Source organism: Nostoc sp. DedSLP03 (assembly GCF_034530815.1).
Taxonomy (GTDB): domain Bacteria; phylum Cyanobacteriota; class Cyanobacteriia; order Cyanobacteriales; family Nostocaceae; genus Nostoc.
Window position 1 is genome coordinate 1 of record NZ_JAVRCK010000137.1, and the last position, 16,145, is coordinate 16,145.

Annotated in this window: 13 protein-coding genes and 1 pseudogene; 10 read left to right on the forward strand and 4 right to left on the reverse strand. The window is 43.4% G+C overall.

Annotated features, from left to right (window positions below):
* Both RM368_RS35815 and RM368_RS35820 read right to left on the reverse strand, forming a co-directional pair.
* On the reverse strand, positions 1–3,210 hold a 3,210-nt coding region (locus RM368_RS35815), incomplete at its 3' end, for a HEAT repeat domain-containing protein (protein WP_322698459.1).
* A gap of 310 nt (positions 3,211–3,520) precedes the next feature.
* Positions 3,521–3,694, reverse strand: coding sequence for a hypothetical protein (locus tag RM368_RS35820; RefSeq protein ID WP_322698460.1), 174 nt, complete (start codon positions 3,692–3,694; stop codon positions 3,521–3,523).
* Between the two features lie 158 nt (positions 3,695–3,852).
* Between RM368_RS35820 and RM368_RS35825 the strand changes: the two genes are divergently transcribed.
* Positions 3,853–5,193, forward strand: a complete 1,341-nt coding sequence (locus tag RM368_RS35825; RefSeq protein ID WP_322698461.1) for a PQQ-dependent sugar dehydrogenase — start codon at positions 3,853–3,855, stop codon at positions 5,191–5,193.
* A gap of 72 nt (positions 5,194–5,265) precedes the next feature.
* Here RM368_RS35825 and RM368_RS35830 read toward each other — a convergent pair whose 3' ends face one another.
* On the reverse strand, positions 5,266–6,240 hold the full coding sequence (locus RM368_RS35830) for an NAD(P)-dependent alcohol dehydrogenase (RefSeq protein WP_322698462.1): 975 nt from the start codon (positions 6,238–6,240) through the stop codon (positions 5,266–5,268).
* Positions 6,241–6,354: 114 nt separating this feature from the next.
* Here RM368_RS35830 and RM368_RS35835 point away from each other — a divergent pair.
* Together RM368_RS35835 and RM368_RS35840 are read left to right on the forward strand one after the other, a co-directional pair.
* Positions 6,355–6,777 (forward strand): annotated as a pseudogene (locus RM368_RS35835) (element excision factor XisH family protein).
* Positions 6,759–7,100 carry a XisI protein gene (locus RM368_RS35840; protein ID WP_322698463.1) on the forward strand — a complete coding sequence of 114 codons (342 nt, stop codon included), beginning with the start codon at positions 6,759–6,761 and terminating at the stop codon, positions 7,098–7,100. Before RM368_RS35835 ends, RM368_RS35840 begins: the two are co-directional and overlap by 19 nt.
* A gap of 40 nt (positions 7,101–7,140) precedes the next feature.
* Here the strand turns inward: RM368_RS35840 and RM368_RS35845 are convergent, their stop codons facing one another.
* The gene (locus RM368_RS35845; protein ID WP_322698464.1) at positions 7,141–7,719 is read right to left on the reverse strand and encodes a Uma2 family endonuclease; all 579 of its coding nucleotides are present in this window, start codon (positions 7,717–7,719) and stop codon (positions 7,141–7,143) included.
* Positions 7,720–8,859: 1,140 nt separating this feature from the next.
* Between RM368_RS35845 and nifB the strand changes: the two genes are divergently transcribed.
* The 7 genes from nifB to RM368_RS35880 form a co-directional block, all read left to right on the forward strand.
* On the forward strand, positions 8,860–10,305 hold the full coding sequence (gene nifB / locus RM368_RS35850) for a nitrogenase cofactor biosynthesis protein NifB (RefSeq protein ID WP_322698465.1): 1,446 nt from the start codon (positions 8,860–8,862) through the stop codon (positions 10,303–10,305).
* A gap of 108 nt (positions 10,306–10,413) precedes the next feature.
* Complete coding sequence (locus RM368_RS35855) at positions 10,414–10,785, forward strand: 4Fe-4S binding protein (RefSeq protein ID WP_322698466.1); 372 nt, start codon at positions 10,414–10,416, stop codon at positions 10,783–10,785.
* A gap of 139 nt (positions 10,786–10,924) precedes the next feature.
* Entirely contained in the window at positions 10,925–12,133 is a 1,209-nt protein-coding gene (gene nifS, locus RM368_RS35860) for a cysteine desulfurase NifS (protein WP_322698467.1), read from the forward strand.
* 120 nt (positions 12,134–12,253) lie between these two features.
* Positions 12,254–13,153 carry a Fe-S cluster assembly protein NifU gene (nifU, locus tag RM368_RS35865; protein ID WP_322698468.1) on the forward strand — a complete coding sequence of 300 codons (900 nt, stop codon included), beginning with the start codon at positions 12,254–12,256 and terminating at the stop codon, positions 13,151–13,153.
* A 256-nt stretch (positions 13,154–13,409) separates the two neighbouring features.
* Entirely contained in the window at positions 13,410–13,766 is a 357-nt protein-coding gene (locus RM368_RS35870; protein ID WP_322698469.1) for a group 1 truncated hemoglobin, read from the forward strand.
* Positions 13,767–14,156: 390 nt separating this feature from the next.
* Entirely contained in the window at positions 14,157–15,050 is an 894-nt protein-coding gene (gene nifH, locus RM368_RS35875) for a nitrogenase iron protein (protein WP_322639553.1), read from the forward strand.
* Between the two features lie 148 nt (positions 15,051–15,198).
* Positions 15,199–16,145: nitrogenase component 1 (locus RM368_RS35880; protein WP_322698470.1), on the forward strand; the 947-nt coding region annotated here is incomplete at its 3' end.

The following is a 16,145-nucleotide window of genomic DNA, read 5'->3' on the forward strand; positions in this document are numbered from 1 at the left end:
GAAGGTTTTGGTGTCGGGGTCATCTTTGAAGTGATTCGCTAATGCCCGGACTGCTTCACCTCGCACATTTGCACTATCATCTTGGGTAGCGCGTTCTTTGAAGAAGGTTTTGGTGTCGGGGTCATCTTTGAAGTGATTCGCTAATGCCCGGACTGCTGCACCTCGCACATTTGCACTATCATCTTGGGTAGCACATTCTTTGAGCCAGGTTTTAATGTCGAGGTCATCTTTGAAGTTCTGAGCTAATTTTTGGACTGCTACGCCTCGCACATTTTCACGAGCGTCCTGGGTAGCACATTCTTTGAAGAAGGTTTTGGTGTCGGAATCATCTTTGAAGTTCTGAGCTAATGCCCGGACTGCTGCAACTCGCACATCTTCGCGATTGTCCTGGGTAGCGCGTTCCTTGAAGAAGGTTTTAGTGTCGGGGTCATCTTTGAAGTTCTGGGCTAATGCCCAGACTGCTGCACCTCGCACATCTTCGCGATCGTCCTGGGTAGCGCGTTCTTTGAGAAAGGTTTTAGTGTCGGGGTCATCTTTGAAGTTCTTTGCTAATTCGTGAACTGCTGTACCTCTCACATCTTCGTGATCGTCTTGGATAGCGCGTTCTTTGAGGAAGGTTTTGTTGTCGGGGTCATCTTTGAAGTTCTGGGCTAATGCCCAGACTGCTACATCTCGCACATCTTCGCGATCGTCCTGGGTAGCGTGTTTTTTGAGGAAGGTTTTGGTGTCGGGGTCATCTTTGAAGTGATTCGCTAATTCTCGGACTGCTGCACGTCGCACAAACCCGTTATCATCCTGATTTACACGTTCTTTGAGCCAGGTTTTAGTATCGGGGTCATCTTTGAAGTGATTCGCTAATTCTTCAACTGCTGTACGTCGCATAAGCCCGTTATCATCCTGGTTAGCGCGTTCTTTGAGCCAGGTTTTGGTGTCGGGAGATTCTTGCCAGGTCGTTGCAATTGCTGTGACTGCTTGAGTGCGAATTTCCTGAACTAGCCTAGTTTCTTCTTCATCTTCGTAGGGAACGTAATAGTACCAGAGGTCATATTTAGTCAAGTCTTTTAACTGGTTAAGTAATTTATTAGCCGTTAACGCGATCGCCGAGCGGTTTCTCACCTCTACAAGACACTTAGCCGCTAAAAATAGATTGACAAACTTTTCCTCTTCGCCATCTTGCGCCATTAAATAATCAAGAATCTCCCCAACAAATTTAGGCTCAATCATTCCCGCAATTAGCAGTAAGACTTCATGCCAACTTTCATCTTGCCAGTGTTTGCCAAAAACTTCATTCTTAAGTTCCTCAAGAGTCAGCGTTTGCGTTTCTTTAAACTGCCAGACAAACTCCCAAGCACAGAAATATTCTAAAAATGTCCGATGCACAAAAGCATAATAATCCGCACCCAGGAAACATAACATAAAGTTGCGAGTCCGCAGTTGATTAATCATCACCCGTGCAACTTCCCTGGGTTTATCAAATTCTATGGTTCTCAGATAATCAATCAGAACTTTGACTAAATCATTTTCATTAATCAAATTCCCTGCCAAACCTTTATCACCAGTTTGCATCAGATAAGCAACCTGACGCAGCATCGCTTGCTTATCTTTATAATCAATCGTCTTGGGGTCTAACCTCTTATCTTCTGTCAAAGCGCGTTCCACATCCCATTGATGCAGCAGTACCCGCGATGCTTGATCGTAAAGTGTAGCTCTATCTCTTGGTAGCTCTTGATTCCGATTCAGAATTGCCATCATCGTCAACAGCAGAGGATTTCCCGCCAATTCTGCAATCGCTTTGGAAGCTGCAATTCCTCTTTTTAGCCGTTCCCGTTTTCTGACTTTATCTACTGCATCAGTAAAAGTTAACTCATGCCAACGGTAGATAAAATCCTGAATTTGTTCTGAGTCTAAATCTTGTAAGATAAAGTGGTGAAACTCAGCATTAAGTAATCGTTGCGGTTTATAGCCAATAATCCGAGAAGTGACAATTACCTGCACATCAGGATAGTCATTAGTAAAGCGATGAATATCAGTAATTACATCCTCTCGCTGACCAGGGTCAAATACCTCATCCAAACCATCAAACATCACTAAGGCATTACCAGCTTTTAATTTTTTATCTAGTTCAAGCTGATTGAGATGATGAACAGCACCACTACAGTTATGAAAAAATTCTAGAAAATTATTGCACTCTTTATCTTCCCGTCGCCGCATATAAGTGCGTAATTCAATTAGCAACGGAATTGGTAATGAGATAACATTATCCAGTGGTGATTCTGCCCAATTCAAAGCCAGAAATTGCAACAAAGTAGACTTCCCGGAACCAGGATCGCCCAAAATCACAATATATCTATGATCTTGCTTTTTATTGACAACATCTAAAACTGAACGGATCGGCTGTTCAAAATAAACTCTTTTGTGGCGTTCTAATTCTTCTAATTCAACTAGTTCTACTTGGTCACTTTCTCGTAGCCGTCTCAGATGTTCTTTAGGCAGTTCGTGAACTTGTGGTAAAACTTGATGAGTTTCCCGGACATTTTGAGCAGTAAAAATCCGCCATAATTTCAGATCGTTATAGGCATAGCCACTAGTATCTAAACTATCTAACTTGAGATTGCCATAGCATTCACGGATTCCTTCTTGATATTTCACTAAATTAAAATCTACAATAACACCAATAATTTCTTTGGTATTGATTTCAATATCAGATAACTTTTGTAATTCTAGGATATGGTGTAAATCTTTTGAATCGAAAAGAAGTTCTTGGACTTGTGTTAAATACTGTTCTGTAATTGATTGCCAGTTAAACTTAGATGGCAGAGGTTTTAATTGCAGCCTGTTCCAACTATCTTCTAGGGTTTTAGCGTCTAGAGATTCACAATTAATATCAAAAGCCTTGCCAAGAATTTCTGTAACCGACTTATCGCTGATAAATTTCTGGATGTCTGTGGTGTACTCTTTAATCTCAGCTTCAGCAAGTTTGCAACGAACCTTTAACTGCTGCTGCATGAGTTGCAAAAATTCCTTTAACGCCTTACCAGCAGCAATTTCTATGTCTTCCTTCTTAAGTTTCTGGAAAATCTTGCCAGGAATGCCTTTTAATAAATCTTTAGCCCAATCTTTAGCAGCATCTTTGGCTAAATCTTCGAGAATGGGTTTAAAAATCAACCCGGCGGCCTGAGTTACACCCCAAGTAGCTAACCAGTCCAGCATAATACTCGCTTCTGTTGAGATTTTGATTACGAGTATATCCACTAGCTGGAGTAATGTTTCCAGATTTCAGGGTTATTGCAGAAATATCACAGGTATCTGAAGAACCTTTCTCCTGTTAGGCTACGGTGTACACACAGGTCAAATTACCCCCCTTAATCCCCCCTTTACAAGGGGGGAAACTGGAAAATCTAGTTCCCTCCCCTTTCCAAGGGGAGGGTTAGGGTGGGGTAAAAACCAGATTCGTAAACTACCTCGCTACAACCATAAGCCGCCGCTAGTTATACCAGGAGATACGTGCAATCAATTACCACTATTTGAGAAAAACCAAGTCCTCAGCGTTGGGTTTGTCAAACACAAACTTGGCTTTTTGACTGTAAAGGAAGGCTGTTAAGACGCTCTGCATAATGATTTCGAGACTAAGTAGCTTGAGGAATATTTTAGTTGAGAAGAGCGATCGCTCTGCCTTTTTTATCGGTTCACCCATTTTTTGATGAGTTAGAAAAAATAGCAGTAGATAAAGATATTTTAAGTGTTTAAAAAAAATAATAGTCCTGAGTTAACTTTGTTCAAATTCTTGGTTAAATCGGCTAGTCAAGAATTATGTGTAATATAAATCGCTACTAAGCTAGAGGGAAGTTCAAAATGGTTGCATTTACTTTAAAACCAACACAGATGCTTGGACGTATACTATCCGCATCACTAATTAGTTTGATGTCTTTAGAGGTTCTTAGCAACGCAGCGATCGGCCAACCCCCCCCTGCGTCTGTTGAAACCAAGCTGAAAGTGCCTAGTACAATGACCTCTTGGCCCTTTAATACTACCCGTTACCTGAAAGTGCCGCCCAATTTCTCCCTCTCTGTTTATGCTCGCATTAACAAAGCTCGCTTTATGGCAGTTGCTCCCAATGGGGATCTTCTAGTATCACAGCCCAGTTCCGGTAAAGTGTTAATTGTCCGGCCAAATGGCAGCAAAGACCCAATTATTTCTGACTTCGTGACAGGTCTACGCAAACCACACGACATTGTGTTTCATAAGATTGACAACACCACATACATTTATATCTCTGAGACTCATCAAATTAACCGCTTCATGTACAACTCTGGAGATAAAATAGCGAAAAATCGTCAAATCGTTGTCACTGGCTTACCAGACAGCAGCACGCGGGAACTCAAAGGCGCTTATGGTCACGAACTGAAAAATATCGCACTTGATGGCAACCACAAACTGTACGTGTCGATCGCCTCTACATGCAATGCCTGTAAAGAAGATACTGTCAGTAATCCAAAGCGTGGTGCAATTTACCAGTACAACGCTAATGGAACCAATCAGCGGCTTTTTGCTCAAGGTTTACGTAATGCTGAAGGGTTAGCATTCTTACCTGGCACAAACGATCTTTGGGTAGTCGTTAATAATCGAGATAACATCGCCTATCCTTTCAACGATAGCAGTGGCAATTACGGTAAGATTATCCCCTCCTACGTAGACAACCACCCACCAGAGGAGTTCACGAAAGTTCGAGATGGCGGTAACTACGGTTGGCCATTCTGCAATCCCAATCCTTACACCCCAAATGGCCTTGACAATATGCCATTTGACCGCGACTATCAGTTCAATGCTAATGGAAGTGTTAATTGCAATACACTGGACAGGATTAGCAAAGGTATCCAAGCCCATTCCGCTCCCTTGGGACTAACATTCTTACAAAATACCAACTTTCCCAGCCTATACTCAAATGGGGTAGTGGCAGGGCTGCATGGTTCATGGAATCGGCAGAAGAAAACGGGCTACAAAATAATTTACTTTCCCTGGAACAGTACAACAAAAACCCCAGGACAAGAGATAGATTTAGTCACCGGTTGGGTGGTTCCAGCAACGCAAGAAACCTGGGGGCGACCCGTGGATATGGTAGTAGACCAGCAAGGTAATTTGTTAATTTCGGATGACTACAGCGGCGCTATCTATAAGCTCTCCTACACGCCGTGAAAAGACCCTAATGGCGGAATTTCCTAGTCTTTTCTTACAACTCCAGGAGTATACAAAGGCAACCGAGATGTCTTAAATATTGTTGGTAATAACTGCGATGTCTACGACGGGCTGCACCAAGGTAATTTTTCCCACTGCACGGCCCGTTTCGCTATAAGCATGAGCCGCTGCTAGTTCTTGTAAGGGATATGTGCGATCGATTACCACACGAATTTTACCCGCTTCAATCAATTCTTTGAGATAAATCAAATCTTGAGTGTTGGGTTTTTGCAAAATAAATTTCGCTTTTTGACCGGGAAGAAACACTGTTAAGACGCTCTCTAAGAAAACTTCGGGGCCGGGTAGTGTGGTGATATAAATTCCATTGGGTTTGAGAACTCTTTTAGTTTGAGAGAGCGATCGCTTACCCACTGCATCAAAGATAATGTCATAGTGCGCTATATCTTCAGTGAAATCTTGTTGCGTATAATCAATCACGCGATCTGCTCCTAGAGATTTCACTAAATCCAAATTTTTGCTACTGCTAACTCCCGTTACCACTGCCCCTAAAGCTTTAGCAATTTGGACTGCAAAAGTGCCCACACCGCCCGCAGCACCATTAATCAACACAGTTTGTCCTGTTTGAATATTTACCTCATTTCGTAGCGCTTGCAGAGCCGTGAGCGCTGCTAACGGCACAGCCGCAGCTTCTTCATAAGATAAGTTCGTTGGTTTAAGCGCCACCACATTTTCTGGAACAGCTGCAAATTCGGCATAACTTCCTCCAGGGAAGCTAGTACAGCCATAAATAGCATCTCCTAGTTTAAAACGGGTGACACCAGAACCAACGGCTACGACATCTCCCGCCACATCGAACCCCAGAATCTTCGGAAAATTGCTGCCAGTAATTAAACTCAACATCCCCTGACGAATTTTCCAATCAATAGGATTAACGCTACTAGCACGAACTTTCACAAGTAACTGTGTTGGCTCAATTTTCGGTTGCTCCACCTCTTCATACTGCAACACCTCAGTCGCGCCATACCGACGGATAACGACTGCTTTCATCACATTCCTCCTGTTACCATATTTTGCTGAATGAACTCAGACAGCCTGTTTTTCCTGATAAATCTAGTGTAGCGATTTCCTAAAATAGAAATATCAGTCTAAAATTACACCTGTATGCCAGCTAGAGAGCTTGATCGCAACAATGTTAAAAATGCTTTGATTAAAGATAAATGGACAATTACTCACGATCCATTGACTCTCAAGTTTGGTAAAAAAGATTTGTATGTTGATTTAGGTGCTAGACAACTGTTGGCGGCGCAAAAAGCAGAATCAAAAATTGCGGTTGAGATTAAAAGTTTTATCGGCAGATCGGATGTTGATGATTTATAAAAAGCGTTGGTTCAGTATATTTTATATCAGGATATCTTGATGGAATTGGAGCCAAAACGAATACTATATCTTGCAGTACCTAATAGTATTTTTGATGATTTATTTGAAGAACCTATCGGCAAACTGTTACTGAGAAATCATCGTTTAAAGCTGATTACATTCGATCCAAAACAGGAGATTATTAAACAATGGATTACACCAAGTTAGATGACTATCGCCAGGTGATTGAAACTATTCTCAGTGAATATGCTTCACTACCCTATTCTTATGCCAATATTCAATCGGAAGTGGTGTTCGATCGAACCCACGATCGCTATTTGTGGATGGATCTAGGTTGGGATGGCGATCGCCGCATTCATGGCTGTCTGGTTCATATTGACTTGATTGATGGCAAAATCTGGATTCAACGGGATGGCACTGAAGAAGGCGTTGCTGCCGATTTAGAACGGGCTGGAATTCCTAAAGAACACATCGTCCTTGGCTTTCGTCCACCGGAGTTAAGACCCTACACAGGCTATGCAGTTGCTTAAGGTGCAATCGCTCTTTAAAAGTTAACATGGAACATTCTCTTTATTCTTCGGTGGTAAATACAACACCTTCATAGAGCAATTCAATCGGGCATTCAAATTCAATGCTCGATAGAGTGACGATATCTCCAGCCGTGTAGGGATAATAAAGCCACATCCTACCCTCACCCCGACAGTAACGTTCGACAGAGATTTTTTCCGAATCAATCAAGATATATTCTTGCAAACTGGGGATTGTCAAATAATAAGTAAATTTTTCACCTCGATCTTTAGCGCTTGTACCTGGCGAAAGAACTTCGGCAATCAGCTTGGGATGTTGAATAAAGTTGCGGGCATTCAAGTCTTCAGGGTCGCAACTGACAATCACATCAGGATAATAGTAGCGACTCTGGGCAGTGAATTGCATTTTCACGTCTGACACATTCACTCGACAACCTCTGGAACGCAAATGAGGGCGTAAGGCAGTGTACAAGTTAAGTGCAATGTCGTTATGGGGAATTGTACCGCCTGTCATGGCAAACACTTCGCCATTGGCATATTCGTAGCGAAGGTCTTGCTGAGGTTCCCATTCCAGATATTCCTCAACGGTCATTTTTGGCGGCTGTTGGGAAATGGCTATCATAACTTAAGATTTTTTCACGCTTGGTTTGATTCTAGCTAAATAGTATCAGCAACAAAGAGCGGTATCTAAAAATCCTCTCTCCTAGAAGAAGAAAGATTTTAAACTTTTCTTCTTCCCGACACAGGAAGGAGGTGAGGTTTTTTGTTAAGGTTTGTAGTGAGCAATTCAAAAAAATCATTGCGATCGCTCAATCATGTTAGATTATAGTTTGTTGTTTCTCTCAAACACAAAACCTGAGAGTTTTTTGCCCATCTCCTCATTGTGGGAATGAAAAAAAGAAGGTAAAAGTTAAGTTTTTTGAAAATGATATGCAGCAACACACCTATTTTCATTACCTCATATCCCTTACCAGACAAGGCTTAGAACCACAATTGAATATGATTGTCAAAGTAAAAATTAAAAAAATATGAATTGCATTTTTACCCTCAAAAAAATGATATGTTAGATACAGAATTGAATTTCGCTTTTTTCTGGAGTAGAACGATATAAACTACTCCAGTTTTTCACCATCAAACCCTCGTCATTTATTGCTTTTGACGAAACTTGAGGGCAATCTGAGTACACATTTAAATAACCCAAACCTAGTTTCAAGTTAGCTAAAGTTATTGCTGGGATTGGGTTTTACCTGAGTACAAAGAAATCCTGAACCCCCATCTATAAACACTAGAACCCCAACCAAAAAAGACTAGAACCCCTACCTAAAAAAAACTTTTTTAATTCTTGTAATCATTGAAGAATTAGGGTTTTTAATGTTTGAGTACAAAAGTAATAAATCCAATAAATTCTATCCTAGAGAGACGCAACATCTGGCTGGGAGACGGCTGCTATAAATCTTATATCGCCAATCACCTAACGCTCTGAAACAAAACAAAGCGAAAAGTGAGTGGAGGGATGACATAGCACCATGCCTGAAGTGAAGAGAAGTCGCGCCTTACGGCACAAATTCTACCCAAGAACCGAACGTTGACACACACCAGCCGAATATCAGATATCTATCGCCTGCTTTACTTGAAAACAAGTTACCCGAACCCAAGGGTTTGCAGGCAGTGTGAAAGACGCGACTTCAATTCTGGGCATGAAAGAGTAGCAACAGCATCTCCCACAGTGGCAGCCAAGTCCACCGACCTTTTGCGAAATTCAATGACATCACCGTCTACACGACTCCTCAACTCCAACGCTACGGAATCGCCAACCCAAGCAAAATCAGGTGGTTGCGGCTGCGACAGCACCAGCAGCACCACCGTGGAAAGGGACGAAAAGCTCCAAGAACGCATTGCTAAACATCCCTGCTACAGCGAAGACGCTCATCACCACTACGCCCGGATGCACGTTGCAGTTGCTCCCGCTTGCAACATTCAATGCAACTATTGCAACCGCAAATATGATTGCGCTAACGAAAGCCGTCCTGGAGTAGTTAGCGAATTGTTAACACCAGAAGAAGCCGCACACAAAGCTTTGGTCATTGGTGGCAAGATTCCCCAAATGACAGTTGTGGGAATTGCTGGCCCTGGCGACCCATTAGCGAACCCAGAAAAAACTTTCCGCACATTTGAGTTGATTGCAGAGCAAGCACCAGACATCAAGCTGTGCTTATCAACCAATGGTTTAATGCTGCCGGATTACATCGATCGCATTAAACAATTAAATATAGATCACGTTACGATCACCATTAACGCGGTAGATCCAGAGATCGGTGCTAAGATTTATCCTTGGGTTCACTACAGACGCAAGCGTTACAGAGGTCTTGAAGGTGCGAAAATCCTCCACGAAAGACAAATGGAAGGATTGCAAGCCCTAAAAGATGCTGACATCTTGTGCAAAGTCAATTCCGTGATGATTCCTGGAATTAATGACCAACACTTAGTCGAAGTGAATCGAGTCATCCGTGAGAAAGGTGCATTCTTGCACAACATCATGCCATTGATTTCTGCACCAGAACATGGCACACACTTCGGTTTAACCGGTCAACGCGGCCCCACACCCAAAGAACTCAAAGAAGTTCAAGACAACTGCTCCGGTAACATGAAAATGATGCGTCACTGTCGCCAGTGCCGTGCCGATGCAGTCGGATTATTGGGAGAAGACCGCAGTCAGGAGTTTTCTAAAGAGAAATTCTTGGAAATGGCTCCCGAATATGACATGGAACAACGCGCTACCGTTCACGAAGGAATTGAGAAGTTTAAAGAAGAACTTAAAGTAGCCAAAGATAAAGCGCTAGCCAGTAAGAAAATCGCCAATAGTCCGAAAGTTTTAGTTGCAGTAGCAACCAAAGGCGGCGGATTAGTTAACCAACACTTCGGTCATGCGAAAGAATTCCAAATTTACGAAGTGGGTGGAAACGAAGTTCGCTTTATCGGTCATCGCAAAATTGACCAATACTGCCAAGGTGGATACGGCGAAGAAGCTTCTTTTGAGCATATTATGAAAGCGATCGCAGATTGCAAAGCGGTTCTAGTCTCTAAGATTGGTAACTGTCCTCAAGAAAAATTGCAAGAAGCTGGAATCAAGACTGTTGAAGCTTACGACGTAATTGAAAAGGTTGCTTTGGAGTTCTACGAGCAATACGTTAAGGAATTAGGGAATTAGGGATTAGGGACTGGGGATTAGGGACTGGGAATTAAGAAAGAATTTTCCCAGTACCCAATACCCAGTACCCAGTACCCAGTACCCAATCCCAAAAAAGGAGAATAAATCATGGCTTACAAAATTCTTACTAGCCAGTGTATTTCCTGCAATCTCTGTCTATCTGTATGTCCCACAAATGCAGTTAAAGTGGTTGACGGACAGCACTGGATTGACCCTGAACTTTGTACAAACTGCGTTGGTAGCATTCATACCGTGCCTCAGTGTAAAGCTGGTTGTCCTACCTGCGACGGTTGCGTTAAGCAGCCTAGCGATTATTGGGAAGGCTGGTTTGCCAATTACAACCGCGTAGTTGCTAAATTAACAAATAAACAAGATTATTGGGAACGTTGGTTTAACTGTTATTCCCAGAAATACTCCGAACAGTTGCAAAAGCGCCAACCCCAAACAATGGATGCGGAAGCTTATGGGACTTCCAAATAAAAAACACCCAACTTTTCTTGTGGGGTGGGCGTCTCGCCCGCCCGTGACTAAAGGCGGACAAGATGTCCACCCCACAAGATTGGATAATTTATTTCTTGGTAATCCCTAAATAATTCTTAATTCGTAATTGAAGACAACAATGCAAAATAACTGCATCTATCTCGATAATAATGCCACCACTAAGGTAGACCCAGAAGTTATAGAGGTAATGCTACCTTACCTGACAGATTATTACGGCAATCCCTCCAGTATGCATACCTTTGGTGGGCAAGTCGGTAAAGCAGTGAGAACAGCAAGAGAACAACTTGCAGCCATCCTGGGAGCCGATGAGTCAGAAATTGTCTATACAAGTTGTGGAACTGAGGGAGATAACGCGGCGATTCGAGCCGCACTGTTAGCGCAACCAGAAAAGCGACATATTGTCACCACCCAAGTAGAACATCCAGCAGTACTCAATGTCTGCAAACAATTAGAAACCCAAGGTTACACTGTTACCTATCTATCAGTAAATCATCAAGGGCAGCTAGATTTAGACGAACTAGAAGCTTCTTTGACGGGTAACACCGCCCTGGTGACAATTATGTATGCTAATAACGAAACCGGCACGGTTTTCCCGATTGAGCAAATTGGGTTGCGCGTCAAAGAATATGGCGCTATCTTCCATGTAGATGCGGTGCAAGCAGTGGGAAAAATCCCCTTAAATATGAAGACTAGCACAGTGGATATGTTAACCCTGTCTGGTCACAAGCTGCACGGGCCAAAAGGAATTGGTGCTTTATATATCCGGCGCGGAGTTCGGTTCCGTCCCTTCATGATTGGGGGACACCAAGAACGCGGACGTAGGGCAGGAACAGAGAATGTTCCAGGAATTATTGCCTTGGGCAAAGCTGCGGAACTAGAACTGTTACACTTAGAAGAAGCGACTGCCAGAGAAAGAAAGCTGCGCGATCACCTCGAACAAACTTTACTCGCTAAAATTCCCGATTGTGTAGTTAACGGTGATGTTACGCAGAGATTGCCAAACACCACAAATATCGGCTTCAAGTACATCGAAGGTGAAGCAATTTTACTGTTATTGAACAAATTCGGTATCTGTGCATCATCCGGTTCTGCTTGCACCTCCGGTTCTCTGGAACCCTCTCACGTCCTGCGGGCAATGGGCTTACCCTATACAACTTTGCACGGTTCTATCCGCTTCAGTCTTTGTCGCTACACCACAGAAGCCGAAATCGATCGCGTAATAGAGGTAATGCCCAGTATTGTAGAACGTTTACGCGCCCTCTCACCCTTCAAAAATGATGATGCAGGTTGGTTGCAAGGACAAGAACAAGCACTAGCGCATCGTTAGGGACTGGGAAAAAATGGGAAAAGGGTAAAGGAATAATTTTTCCCCTTCCCCCTTCCCCATTACCCCTTCCCCAATCCCCCCCACTCATAACTCAGCACTCAGCACTCAGCACTTAATAATATGTGGGACTACACCGATAAAGTATTAGAACTGTTTTACGATCCCAAAAATCAGGGAGAAATTGAAGAAACGAGCGAACCTGGAATTAAGGTTGCAACGGGTGAAATCGGCAGCATTGCTTGCGGTGATGCTCTAAGATTGCACCTGAAAGTGGAAGTAGAATCTGATAAGATTCTAGATGCTCGTTTTCAAACCTTTGGCTGTACTAGTGCGATCGCATCTTCTAGTGCATTAACCGAAATGGTCAAAGGTTTAACTTTAGATGAAGCTCTGAAAGTGTCCAACAAAGACATTGCAGATTACCTGGGTGGTTTACCAGAAGCAAAGATGCATTGCTCTGTCATGGGACAAGAAGCCCTAGAAGCCGCTATCTACAATTATCGTGGCATACCTCTAGCTTCCCACGATGATGATGATGAAGGTGCATTAGTTTGCAGTTGCTTTGGCATCAGCGAGTCTAAGATTCGTCGCGTGATTCTAGAAAATCATCTCACGGATGCCGAACAAGTAACAAATTATGTAAAAGCTGGTGGCGGATGCGGTTCCTGTCTGGCGAACATTGATGATATTATTAGATCAGTTCAACAGGAATACGCCTCACCTGCTCTCAACAATTACGGCGTACAAGTTGCCACAGAAATTGTTACGTCCAAAGAGCGAGCGCTAACCAACGTGCAAAAGATTGCTCTAATTCAAAAGGTTCTCGATGAAGAAGTCAGACCCGTACTAATTGCAGACGGGGGAGATGTAGAACTCTATGATGTAGAAGGCGATCGCGTTAAAGTTGTACTGCAAGGTGCTTGCGGTTCCTGTTCAAGTAGTACAGCAACTCTGAAAATTGCGATCGAAGCCAGATTACAAGATCGTGTCAGCAAGAGCCTTGTAGTCGAAGCAGTTTAGGAATTGCTGTAGGACTTAACGTACTCTACAAATACGCTCTAATATGCATTCAGCCAGGAACAGAAAGTAGGATTTGAACCGAATCATTGTCTCCACTCGATGCTTCATACCAATTCTTTCTTAATTACGAATTACGAATTACGAATTACGAATTGGTATCAGTCCTACCACTATTACTGCTAACAGCATATAGGCTTTATAGATTAAGCGCCTACTTGCAAATTTCATCATCCAACTCGCTTCAAAGGAGACAAGTATGAGCACATTGTACGACAACATGGGTGGACAATCGGCTATTGAACAAGTAGTAGATGAACTCCACAAACGCATTGCTACAGACAGCCTCCTCGCTCCCGTTTTTGCTGGTACAGACATGGCGAAGCAACGCAATCATCTAGTTGCTTTCTTAGCTCAAATATTTGAGGGGCCAAAGCAATACGGCGGTCGTCCAATGGACAAAACCCATGCAGGATTGAACTTACAGCAACAACACTTCGATGCGATCGCCAAGCATCTCAGTGAAGCAATGGCTGTGCGTGGAGTGTCAGCAGAAGACACCAAAGCTGCACTAGATCGCGTCACAAATATGAAGGGCGCTATTTTGAACAAGTAATAGGACTATGCATTGATTGTTGACAAATAACAACATTAAGTCCTATCGAATCTTGCAAGCTGAAACACATTATGACGTATTTGTAAATTGCGTAATTTTCTTTGTTCTTTGTCAAAACAAATGACAAAGGACAAAGAGAGAAGTCTGAGCGCCGGCTTCCGGCGATCAGAACTTCGGAGACAAAAAACAAAAAGAAAAAAAATTTAACGAGGACGATCGATGTACTTACTTTCAATAATTTTAGCTGTGGAGCGATCGCCCCCAGCAGGCATTTATGCCAACGCTACCAACGATGCTCTACACGCGCTCACTACTGTCGCTCAACTGGCGTGAACGCAACTGACAAACGCGCATACCCACTAACCAACCAATTGCAGGGAAACACGAACAATGACAGAAGAAAATATAAGACAGATAGCTTTCTACGGTAAAGGCGGTATCGGTAAATCTACCACCTCTCAAAACACCTTGGCAGCTATGGCAGAAATGGGTCAACGCATCCTCATCGTCGGTTGCGACCCTAAAGCTGACTCCACCCGTTTGATGCTGCACAGCAAAGCTCAAACAACCGTTCTTCACCTCGCCGCAGAACGTGGTGCAGTAGAAGATATCGAAATCGAAGAAGTAATGCTGACCGGTTTCCGTAACGTTCGTTGCGTAGAATCTGGTGGTCCAGAACCCGGTGTAGGTTGCGCTGGTCGTGGTATTATCACCGCCATCAACTTCTTAGAAGAAAATGGTGCTTACCAAGACCTAGACTTCGTATCTTACGACGTATTAGGTGACGTTGTATGTGGTGGTTTCGCAATGCCAATCCGCGAAGGTAAGGCACAAGAAATCTACATCGTTACATCTGGTGAAATGATGGCGATGTACGCTGCTAACAACATTGCTCGTGGTGTTCTTAAGTATGCTCACACCGGTGGTGTGCGCTTGGGTGGTTTGATTTGTAACAGCCGTAACACAGACCGAGAAATCGAATTGATCGAAACCTTGGCAAAACGGTTGAACACCCAAATGATTCACTACGTACCTCGCGACAACATTGTTCAACACGCAGAATTGCGCCGGATGACCGTTAACGAGTACGCTCCAGAAAGCAACCAAGCTAACGAATATCGGATTTTGGCTCAGAAAATTATCGACAACAAGAATCTGGCTATTCCTACACCTATCGAAATGGAAGAACTAGAAGAATTGTTGATTGAATTCGGTATTCTCGAAAGCGACGAAAATGCTGCCAAGTTGGTTGGCAAGACTGCTGCTGAAGCTCCTGTAGTATAATTCGCTGCTAATAAATAACGCTTTAGCACAAGGAAAAAGGAAGAGTTTTATATCTTACCTTTTCCTCTCTCTAGCATCTCCCCCCTAACCTTAGAGGGGACTCCTAGTCCCCCTATGCCCCGATCCTTACGAGTCACAGAGGCTAAATATGACACCTCCAGAAAATCAAAACATCATCGAAGAAAGAAAAGAACTAATTAAAGAAGTTCTCAGTGCTTATCCAGAAAAAGCTGCTAAAAAGCGCGAAAAGCACTTAGGCGTATACGAAGAAGGTAAGTCCGATTGCGGCGTTAAGTCTAACATCAAATCCCTGCCTGGAGTAATGACCGCTCGTGGTTGTGCTTACGCCGGTTCTAAAGGTGTGGTTTGGGGCCCTATTAAGGACATGATCCACATCAGCCACGGGCCTGTAGGTTGCGGTTACTGGTCTTGGTCTGGTCGTCGTAACTACTATATTGGTACCACAGGTGTTGATACCTTTGGTACCATGCACTTCACCTCTGACTTCCAAGAAAGAGATATCGTGTTCGGCGGTGACAAGAAACTTGTCAAGCTGATCGAAGAACTAGATGTACTTTTCCCTCTCAACCGTGGTGTTTCCATTCAATCTGAATGTCCCATCGGTCTAATTGGGGATGACATCGAAGCTGTTGCTCGCAAGACATCGAAAACAATTGGCAAGCCAGTTGTACCCGTGCGTTGCGAAGGCTTCCGGGGTGTTTCCCAATCTTTGGGACACCACATTGCGAACGACATGGTTCGTGACTGGGTTTTCACCAGAGCAGACCAAGCGAAAAAAGACGGTACACTTCAGTTTGAAGGTACTCCTTATGACGTAGCCATTATTGGTGACTATAACATCGGTGGTGATGCTTGGGCTAGCCGCATCCTGTTAGAAGAAATCGGCTTGCGCGTAGTCGCTCAATGGTCAGGTGATGGCACCATCAACGAAATGTTGATGACCCCCAATGTGAAGATGAACCTCATCCACTGTTACCGGTCGATGAACTACATCAGCCGTCACATGGAAGAAGCTTATGGTATACCCTGGCTTGAGTATAATTTCTTCGGCCCCACCAAGATTGCTGAATCTTT

Coding starts and splice junctions, on each gene's coding strand:
- nifH (WP_322639553.1), top strand. CDS start 14,157: ATGACAGAAGAAAATATAAGACAGATAGCTTTCTACGGTAAAGGCGGT.
- RM368_RS35830 (WP_322698462.1), bottom strand. CDS start 6,240: ATGAAAGCAGTCGTTATCCGTCGGTATGGCGCGACTGAGGTGTTGCAG.
- RM368_RS35825 (WP_322698461.1), top strand. CDS start 3,853: ATGGTTGCATTTACTTTAAAACCAACACAGATGCTTGGACGTATACTA.
- RM368_RS35870 (WP_322698469.1), top strand. CDS start 13,410: ATGAGCACATTGTACGACAACATGGGTGGACAATCGGCTATTGAACAA.
- nifU (WP_322698468.1), top strand. CDS start 12,254: ATGTGGGACTACACCGATAAAGTATTAGAACTGTTTTACGATCCCAAA.
- RM368_RS35855 (WP_322698466.1), top strand. CDS start 10,414: ATGGCTTACAAAATTCTTACTAGCCAGTGTATTTCCTGCAATCTCTGT.
- RM368_RS35845 (WP_322698464.1), bottom strand. CDS start 7,719: ATGATAGCCATTTCCCAACAGCCGCCAAAAATGACCGTTGAGGAATAT.
- nifS (WP_322698467.1), top strand. CDS start 10,925: ATGCAAAATAACTGCATCTATCTCGATAATAATGCCACCACTAAGGTA.
- RM368_RS35820 (WP_322698460.1), bottom strand. CDS start 3,694: ATGGGTGAACCGATAAAAAAGGCAGAGCGATCGCTCTTCTCAACTAAA.
- RM368_RS35840 (WP_322698463.1), top strand. CDS start 6,759: ATGGATTACACCAAGTTAGATGACTATCGCCAGGTGATTGAAACTATT.
- nifB (WP_322698465.1), top strand. CDS start 8,860: ATGACATCACCGTCTACACGACTCCTCAACTCCAACGCTACGGAATCG.